This is a genomic window from Corynebacterium sp. HMSC036E10 (genome assembly GCF_001836265.1).
Lineage (GTDB): Bacteria > Actinomycetota > Actinomycetes > Mycobacteriales > Mycobacteriaceae > Corynebacterium > Corynebacterium coyleae.
The window spans coordinates 1-1007 of the sequence record NZ_KV827943.1; the positions used below are offsets into that span (position 1 = coordinate 1).

A 1007-nucleotide genomic window follows, 5' to 3' on the forward strand; every position below is an offset into this window, starting at 1 on the left:
TGTGTCTGATCTGATGTAGGTGGTCCAGTTCGGCTTGGGAAGTAGTCCGTTTCGGCGGCCTGTTTTAGTCCGTTTCAGCGTGAAAAAGTAGGCCACTTTCCTGGTGCGTTGCTGTGACTGGTGTGGCTCTTTTGGAATGAAAAAGGGCCATGCCGAGTAACCATCCCAGTAGGTTTCTGTTCCTGAGAAATGTCCCATCTTCGTTTGGCTGCGAGGTCCGGGACTTGGTTTTTCAGGAAGGGACCAGAAAGTAGATGACAATCAGCATGACCACGATCGAAACTATCAGACAGCTCGATGACGAGGGAATGTCCCGACGAGCGATCGCGAAGGCGGTATCGGTATCTCGCGCTACGGTCGATAAGTACGTCAACCAGGACGATTTCAGCCCTATCCCGCCAGTTAAGTTACATAAGCCAGGATCACTAGCGCTCGGTGAGACGTTGTGTGCCGTGATTGATCGGTGGCTTGAGCAAGATCAGCGCATGCCGCGCAAGCAACGCCACACTGCGCAGCGCATCTGTGACCGGCTTGCCGCCGAACATGGATATACCGGCTCGTATTCGCCGGTACAGCGCTACGTCAAGCAGTGGAGGCAGGACCATAAAGCCCCAGGAGATGGGTTCATGGAGTTGGAATGGTCTCCCGGGGTCATCCAGGTTGATTTCGGCCAGGCAGAAATCAACCTGGCGTCAGATGTGAAGGTTGTACACCTTTTGGTGGTGACGTTTCCGTACTCGAATATGAGGTTTTGCAGGGCCTTCGCCGGTGAAACCGCCGAGTGTGTCATTACCGGATTGCTGGATGTCATCGATGCTGCCGGCGGAGTGCCGACTGAGATGGTCTTCGATAACGCTACTGCTATTGGACGCCGTGTCGGCCCGAAGGTTGTCGAATCAGAGCTCTTCGCCGCGTTTAAAGCGCACTATCGGACTCGGTCGCGTTACTGCAACCCGTATTCAGGCCATGAGAAAGGCAATGTGGAAAACGCTGTCGGGTTCATCCGC

The 1007-nt window shown here is 54.5% G+C and carries 1 protein-coding gene; it reads left to right on the forward strand.

Annotated features, from left to right (window positions below; translation table 11 throughout):
• Positions 1–266: 266 nt before the first annotated feature.
• On the forward strand, positions 267–1007 hold a 741-nt coding region (gene istA / locus HMPREF2736_RS02100), incomplete at its 3' end, for an IS21 family transposase (RefSeq protein WP_168167611.1).